The sequence below is a fragment of the Shewanella sp. SM20 genome, assembly GCF_025654545.1.
In the GTDB taxonomy this organism is placed as follows: Bacteria; Pseudomonadota; Gammaproteobacteria; order Enterobacterales; family Shewanellaceae; genus Shewanella; species Shewanella oncorhynchi.
Genome location: NZ_JAKKRK010000094.1, coordinates 1 through 6,294 on the forward strand (window position 1 = coordinate 1; position 6,294 = coordinate 6,294).

At 47.2% G+C, this 6,294-nt stretch carries 8 protein-coding genes and 2 pseudogenes; 4 read left to right on the forward strand and 6 right to left on the reverse strand.

All coding sequences use genetic code 11. From position 1 onward, the window contains the following. Nucleotides 1-169 (reverse strand): transposase (locus L5M18_RS22485; RefSeq protein WP_263195311.1); only part of this gene is annotated, 169 nt, incomplete at its 3' end. Between the two features lie 75 nt (nucleotides 170-244). Here L5M18_RS22485 and L5M18_RS22490 point away from each other — a divergent pair. After that, nucleotides 245-937 (forward strand): annotated as a pseudogene (locus L5M18_RS22490) (putative bifunctional diguanylate cyclase/phosphodiesterase); the annotation flags it as partial. 72 nt (nucleotides 938-1,009) lie between these two features. Here L5M18_RS22490 and L5M18_RS22495 read toward each other — a convergent pair. Further along, on the reverse strand, nucleotides 1,010-2,101 hold the full coding sequence (locus L5M18_RS22495) for a branched-chain amino acid aminotransferase (protein ID WP_263198666.1): 1,092 nt from the start codon (nucleotides 2,099-2,101) through the stop codon (nucleotides 1,010-1,012). Nucleotides 2,102-2,329: 228 nt separating this feature from the next. Between L5M18_RS22495 and L5M18_RS22500 the strand changes: the two genes are divergently transcribed. Continuing rightward, a complete protein-coding gene (locus L5M18_RS22500) occupies nucleotides 2,330-2,602 on the forward strand; it encodes a Rho-binding antiterminator (RefSeq protein ID WP_071940624.1) in 273 nt (90 codons plus the stop codon). 12 nt (nucleotides 2,603-2,614) lie between these two features. After that, nucleotides 2,615-2,962, forward strand: a complete 348-nt coding sequence (locus L5M18_RS22505; protein WP_011848091.1) for a hypothetical protein — start codon at nucleotides 2,615-2,617, stop codon at nucleotides 2,960-2,962. Nucleotides 2,963-3,095: 133 nt separating this feature from the next. Here L5M18_RS22505 and L5M18_RS22510 read toward each other — a convergent pair whose 3' ends face one another. Next, nucleotides 3,096-3,449: a RidA family protein gene (locus L5M18_RS22510; protein WP_263198667.1), complete on the reverse strand. Its 354-nt coding sequence runs from the start codon at nucleotides 3,447-3,449 to the stop codon at nucleotides 3,096-3,098. An 80-nt stretch (nucleotides 3,450-3,529) separates the two neighbouring features. Beyond that, nucleotides 3,530-5,023 carry a Na+/H+ antiporter NhaC family protein gene (locus L5M18_RS22515; protein ID WP_263198668.1) on the reverse strand — a complete coding sequence of 498 codons (1,494 nt, stop codon included), beginning with the start codon at nucleotides 5,021-5,023 and terminating at the stop codon, nucleotides 3,530-3,532. A gap of 179 nt (nucleotides 5,024-5,202) precedes the next feature. Between L5M18_RS22515 and L5M18_RS22520 the strand changes: the two genes are divergently transcribed. Next, the gene (locus L5M18_RS22520) at nucleotides 5,203-5,424 is read left to right on the forward strand and encodes a cell division protein ZapB (protein ID WP_006083484.1); all 222 of its coding nucleotides are present in this window, start codon (nucleotides 5,203-5,205) and stop codon (nucleotides 5,422-5,424) included. On the opposite strand, the gene L5M18_RS22525 is transcribed toward L5M18_RS22520, so the two are convergent. Both L5M18_RS22525 and tnpA read right to left on the reverse strand, forming a co-directional pair. After that, nucleotides 5,421-5,633 (reverse strand): DUF1107 domain-containing protein, encoded by a 213-nt coding sequence (locus tag L5M18_RS22525; RefSeq protein ID WP_006083486.1) that lies wholly within the window; start codon nucleotides 5,631-5,633, stop codon nucleotides 5,421-5,423. The two genes, L5M18_RS22520 and L5M18_RS22525, sit on opposite strands and share 4 nt — an antisense overlap. A gap of 476 nt (nucleotides 5,634-6,109) precedes the next feature. Continuing rightward, nucleotides 6,110-6,294: pseudogene (tnpA, locus tag L5M18_RS22530) on the reverse strand (IS200/IS605-like element ISSod23 family transposase); the annotation flags it as partial.

Genomic DNA, 6,294 nt, shown 5'->3' on the forward strand with positions numbered 1-6,294 from the left:
ATGTTTTACCTGGCACAGGGCGACCCTCTTTTTTGGCTTTATCTCGCCAATGATACAGGGTTTGGTAGGAGATCCCCTCACTGCGAGCCACTTCCGTGACCGTCATATTGTGGGGAGGTAATAATTTCTTTAAGACAGCGTCTTTACGTTCAGGTGAATATCGTTCCATTGAGCTCTCATTGACCGCCCCCTTTATTTAATTATTGGATGATTTTAAGGGGTGACAACAATCCTGACACAGGGGGGTTCACTCACAGGACTGGAAGCACTTTTACGTTGGTATCACACTGAACTTGGTCCTATTTCACCTGTGGAATTTATTCCACTCGCGGAAGAAACCGGCATCATCACCCAAATTGGCCATTGGGTGATCAATCATGCTTGCCAGCAATTAGCCGAATGGAATAGCTTAGGATTTAACGGGATCACTATTGCCGTCAACCTATCGGCTCGCCAACTGAAGGCGGACATTATCTCCACCATCGAAGTCGCTTTAGCCGTATCAGGTCTCCCAGCTCAATCTCTTGAGCTTGAGCTTACTGAATCAATGATCATGGGCAATCCGCAGGAATCGGTCAGCATCCTATCTAAACTCAAGGCCCTAGGATTGACCATAGCCGTGGATGATTTTGGTACGGGTTATTCGAGCCTAAGCTATCTCAAACGCTTCCCGATAGACACACTCAAAATCGATCGAGAATTTGTCAGAGACATCACCAACGATCCCGACGATGCCGCCATCACCAGCGCCATTATTGCCCTCGCTCACAGCTTAGAACTGAATGTCGTCGCCGAAGGCGTAGAGACCCAAGAACAGCTTAACTTCTTGGCGATGCAAGGTTGCGATCAAGTACAAGGTTTTTTACTGAGTAAACCTTTAAATGCCGAAGATTGTTTAACCCTACTCAAAAATCAATCTAAGCCACAGCCACTTTGATTTGAGGCATTATCGACAAAAACAGCCAATAAAAAAGGCTCCTAGGAGCCTTTAAACATCACCACAAATTCCTTACTTTGCTAAACGTTCAACACGCTTAACCCAACCTTCAGGACCTTTAATATGGCCCTTTTGGATTTCGGTATACAGTTTATAGATGCGCTGAACATGCTCGCCCACTTCACCATTACCGACAGTGACAACATGGCCATCTTCAAAAATATAGGAGCCCACAGCAGAAACCACGGCCGCCGTCCCAAAACCACCCGCCTCGATAATTTCACCTGATTCAATATCAGCGATAAATTTATCAAGCATGACAGTCTCTTGGCGCACTTCACAACCGAGCATATCTCCCAATTCCATAATGGATTGCGAGGTGATCGACTTCAAAATAGTATCTGTGAAGGTGGGAATAATCACAGTGCCATCTTTTAAGATGTGGAAATGGTTCATCGCACCCGCTTCTTCAATCTGTTGATTGGTCGAGTCGAGATATAACACTTGCGATGCACCAAAGGCTGCCGCGGCTTTACCCGCACGCAACGACGCCGCATAGTTACCCGCCGCTTTTGAGGCGCCAGTGCCGCCCGATACCGCGCGATGGAAAGTTTTGCTGATCAGTAAGCGTATGCCTTTGTTCACGCCCGCTGCGTAATAAGCACCACTTGGGCTTAATACCACACAGAAGGTATAACGCGTGCTTGGGCTAACAGAGAGACGGTCTTCGGTCGCAAAAATAAAGGGGCGAATATACAGACACGCACCTTCTTGCATCGGGAACCACAGGCGATCGACATCGATCAACGCATTGATCGCATCCATCTGCACTTGTTCATCGATATTAGGAATACAGACGATATCGGCGGAGCGATTCATCCGCTCGGCATTCTTATTAATGCGGAAAGTATAAATCTCGCCATCTTCGTGCATAAAGGCTTTCGCGCCTTCGAAGATCGACTGGCCATAATGCAACGCCATTGCACCCGGTGCCATTTCAAATGGACCATAAGGAACGATGCGCGGATCGCACCATTGTCCGTCATGATAATCCATCAAAAACATATGATCGGTTCTGAGGCTACCAAAGCCCACATTCCCCTCGGGCTTGAATTGCTCAGTACGGCGCTCGGACGCAGGTTTTAAATTGTAAGTTATTTCCATCGCATACCACCTTGATTACTGAACAAGCAGACTAGGGAGCGACAGGAATAAAGTCAAGAGGGGCGCGCATATCTAAAGGTCTAAGCAATAAAAAACTCGCTAACATGCTTGGCTCTGCCTTTTACACTGTCTTAGATACAAGATAAAACAATCCGCATTGGGTCACACATAATGCCAATGGCAAGTATTTTTGCCACAATAGGGTCGAACTCCCGATGAGATAAACCTATGTCTGACTATAAGATGATCCCCTGTGAGCACTACGATTACCTCGAACTTGCCTGCCTGCGCGGTTATCAGCTCAAGATTGAGTTGATTGATGGCACGCAGTGCCAAGGTCAAGCCATCACCACGCAAACCAGAGCCGACAAAACCGAGTGGCTTGTTATCCAGCAGCAACAAAATAAACAATCTCTTAGGCTCGACCATATCGTCGCTATCACGCCTGTCGATGTGAATGCTGAATTTGGCAGGATGCAGATTGCCACTAAACAAGGTTAGCGAGGACAACACATGGCAAAGATGATGTTAGCGGTTGAAATCGGTCACTGGACCGGTGGGCATAATGGCCAATATCCCCAACTGATTGAGTTTGATACGGCGCATCTTGATAGACCCTTTCAGGTCAGCGAGGGTTGGGGGCATGGTTTAGGTGGCGCGGCTTACTCACTCGCACAATTTGTCGCCACACCTTATTACCTAAAGCTCAAAACCGAGGCTCCTTGGGCGTTTGCCATTATCGAAAAGGGCTTAGCGCAACAGGATATTGATACGATCGCCGCGGCACTCTCAATCCAATATGTGGATCATCCACCGCTTGCGCCTGCACATTTAATGGAATACTTATTAGGTGAAAGCTGAAAGATTTAGCTAGATAGAGAATGAACGTGATGAACAATGCAGGTTTAGTTAGCGAGGTGTATTGCAGAAAAGCTTCACCGAGTCATGACACTCGGTGACAAGATTCTAAACAGGGCGAAAAATAGCTTAGCGCTTAAACCGCGACCGCCGCAATCACAGACACTTCAACCAAATATTCCGGTTCAGCAATAACAGCTTGCACGCAAGCGCGGGCTGGCGCATGGCCTTTAGGCACCCAAGCATCCCATACGGCATTCATCGCATCGTAATCACCCATGTCTTTCAGATAGATAGTCGCTGACAATATATGCTCACGCGAACTCCCCGCCTGCGCCAACAAGGTATCGACTTCTTCAAGCATAGTGACGGTTTGCTCAGTGATATTTTGATACTTATCCTTCGCCACTTGGCCACACAGATACACAGTACCTTGATGAATGACTATGCTGCTCATGCGGGTGCCAACGTCTAAACGGGTAATGCTCATATTGATCATCTCTTAAATCAGTACATTGAAATAAAGGGTTCAGCTCAAACCGAATAGGCCATTTTAACGATAAACAGGCGTTATGTCTGCGGTACTAACTTAGGCCAAGGCGAATAGAAGCGCGCCATCAAGGCAAATAAACCGAGACCACAGCTCACCACGGCCAACCACACTAACGGCGCCGCCACTTCTAAATTCACTAATTGGAATCCTACCAAGGCCGAACACGCCGCGATTAACGCAAAGGGCAACTGAGTCACCACATGGTCATGGGGAGCGCAACCTGAACTGGTCGCACTGAGCACGCTGGTATCTGAAATGGGCGAGCAGTGATCGCCAAAAACTGACCCCGCCATCACAGCGCTTAATACCGATAACAACAGATGAGGATCTAAGTTATGGGCAATCTCGGCGCCAATCGGGATCATAATCGCAAATGTGCCCCAACTCGAGCCAGTCGCAAAAGCCATTATCGCGCAGAGTAAAAACATGCCCGCCACCAGCAAGTGCGGAGAAAGATAAGATTTAGCCCAAGCGGCCAGCAATTTCGCCACGCCAAGATCTTGGATAACAGCGCCAATCATCCAAGTGCAGAGCAAAATTGCAATGGCGAAGGCGATCATGCGCACACCGTGGCTCAAATCCCCCACTAACGCCGTTAAGCGTCGCCCAGACAAGCCCAACATAATCAGAGTGACCAAGGTCGCCAACAAACAAGCATCGCGCATAGAGGCGCCAATATCGGCCTTAGCCAGCCAGAGCGACACATCCCAAGAAGAGACCTGCTGAGCCCCCGACCACAAAGTTAGTCCCACTGAAGCCAATAATAGAGTCAGCATAGGAATCGCGAGCAGCCAAGGATTGCCCTTGGCCTCGACTGTACTAGAAGATTCCACCACAGTCGCGGCGACAAAAGAGCGAAAACCCACGCCATACCAAGCGACAAGCACGGACAAACCTAAGGTCACTATGGCGTAAAAGTTAAATAAGGCCACATCGATGAAGGCTTCCAGCGGCGACACGGGCAAAAAGCTGATCCCCGCGATAAGCGCCATCACATAGGGGCCCCAACTGGAGAAAGGCAATAGCGCGCATAAAGGCGAAGCATTGGAATCAACCAAATAAGCGAGCTGCTCATGGCGAATGCCATAACGCTGGCTTAATGGCTGACAAACATGACCGACGGCAAGGCAACTGAAAATCCCATCGATGAACACTAACCAACCGAGGAAAACCACTCCCAGACGCGCCTGACGCTCAGTGCGGATACGGCTATATAGCCAATCGCCAAACTGACCCACGGCGCCGCCACGTGCTAACAATTGCGTCATACTACCTAGCAGCAACATGGCCAATAGCACATTGAGGTGCCACGCTTGCCACGCGCCTTGGGCATAAAATTGTTTAACACCGATATCAAGCAAATACCGCCCAGTTTGCAACGGGTCAAATTGGGCGATCAATAGGGCGCCAGAGACAATACCAACGCCTAACGCCACCAGCGTGCGGCGTAAAAACAGGGCTAAGGTTAAGGTCAACAGTAACGGGAGTATGGCGAGCAGACTAGGCGACATGGACCATTCCGATAAAAAATAAAACCAAGAATACTAACGAGTTAATAACAAATGCAAAAAAACTTAATTTAGAACCCAGTAATAGGGTATTTTTTAACCAAACGACAAGAATCGCTATTCCTTAAGTTCTAGGCACTGCTAGAATCACAGTCCCATCCAGAAACCATAGGACTCTCCAGATGAGCCTTGAATTACTGTCCAAACTGGAAACCAAAATCCAGGCTGCACTCGAAACGATCGAGCTTCTAAAAATGGAGCTTGAAGAAGAGAAGCAAAAAGCGTCTACGCTGAGTGAGCACAATCAACAATTGAATGCGCAAAACCAGCAACTACAAGAAGAACTCACTTCTTGGAACGAAAAAGTGACTGGCCTTGTTGGCTTGTTAAACAGCGAAATCTAAACAGCATTTGTTTGATGATGCTGCGCTTCGATCAGTTCGTTCAATTCTAAAATAGCCTGCTTCACTTTTGGCAGGCTTTTTCTTGGCAGTAAAAACCGCCCCTTCTCAAATTCCAATCGTCCTAAGTCTTTAACCCAAATAACACCAGTGAGAAAAATACGCGCGTGCTTAACGATAAGCTTAGGTGCGTAGACAGGAAAAACTCTCATATGACCACCTACAAGCATTCTTGTTGTTATTGATTACAGTTGTTTGACAGAAGCTTTACCACTTGAGTTCATCTTTCGGGGGCTTTTTTTCATATTTGATTGCCCAACACTGTTAATCATCTGATTTAGTTAACTTACCAATATGCCATGCTGCAAACCAAAAAAACAAAGCGCCATAATAATGTCACTTGCCAATTTTTTGACACCCTGTTAAATTAGCAGCGTTACTCAGGGTAAAAATGAGTCCTCTGGCTCAAGTCCGTACTTTCCGTTATAAGAAGTACGGTTTTTTTTGCCCATTTTTTGCCTCGCCTTTATTCAATAAGTTCAAACGACTAGCCTACAGAGGCCTAACTCAGTACGTTAAACTCCCTATCAAAGCGCTATTTGCCTTGTTGTTGCCAACCGCCCCAGTAAAGAATCCGCCTTCTTAGAAGGCGGCTTTGACTTGCCCCTGGAAGGGGCTATTCCAAAAACTACATCATCTGCAACGACAATTGAGCCTCATGTTCCTGATCTTGTTTATCTTGATGGCGCACATATCGTCTAATGATTTCTTCATTAACACCTACTGTATCTACAAAATAACCTCTGGCCCAAAAGCTATTGCCCCATAGCTTTTTACGTACATGAGGGAATTTATTGAATAGCCTTATCGCAC

Excerpts from the sequence above, each read along its gene's own strand:
- L5M18_RS22500 (WP_071940624.1), top strand. The coding sequence starts at position 2,330 with ATGTCTGACTATAAGATGATCCCCTGTGAGCACTACGATTACCTCGAA.
- L5M18_RS22505 (WP_011848091.1), top strand. The coding sequence starts at position 2,615 with ATGGCAAAGATGATGTTAGCGGTTGAAATCGGTCACTGGACCGGTGGG.
- L5M18_RS22520 (WP_006083484.1), top strand. The coding sequence starts at position 5,203 with ATGAGCCTTGAATTACTGTCCAAACTGGAAACCAAAATCCAGGCTGCA.
- L5M18_RS22525 (WP_006083486.1), bottom strand. The coding sequence starts at position 5,633 with ATGAGAGTTTTTCCTGTCTACGCACCTAAGCTTATCGTTAAGCACGCG.
- L5M18_RS22510 (WP_263198667.1), bottom strand. The coding sequence starts at position 3,449 with ATGAGCATTACCCGTTTAGACGTTGGCACCCGCATGAGCAGCATAGTC.
- L5M18_RS22515 (WP_263198668.1), bottom strand. The coding sequence starts at position 5,023 with ATGTCGCCTAGTCTGCTCGCCATACTCCCGTTACTGTTGACCTTAACC.
- L5M18_RS22495 (WP_263198666.1), bottom strand. The coding sequence starts at position 2,101 with ATGGAAATAACTTACAATTTAAAACCTGCGTCCGAGCGCCGTACTGAG.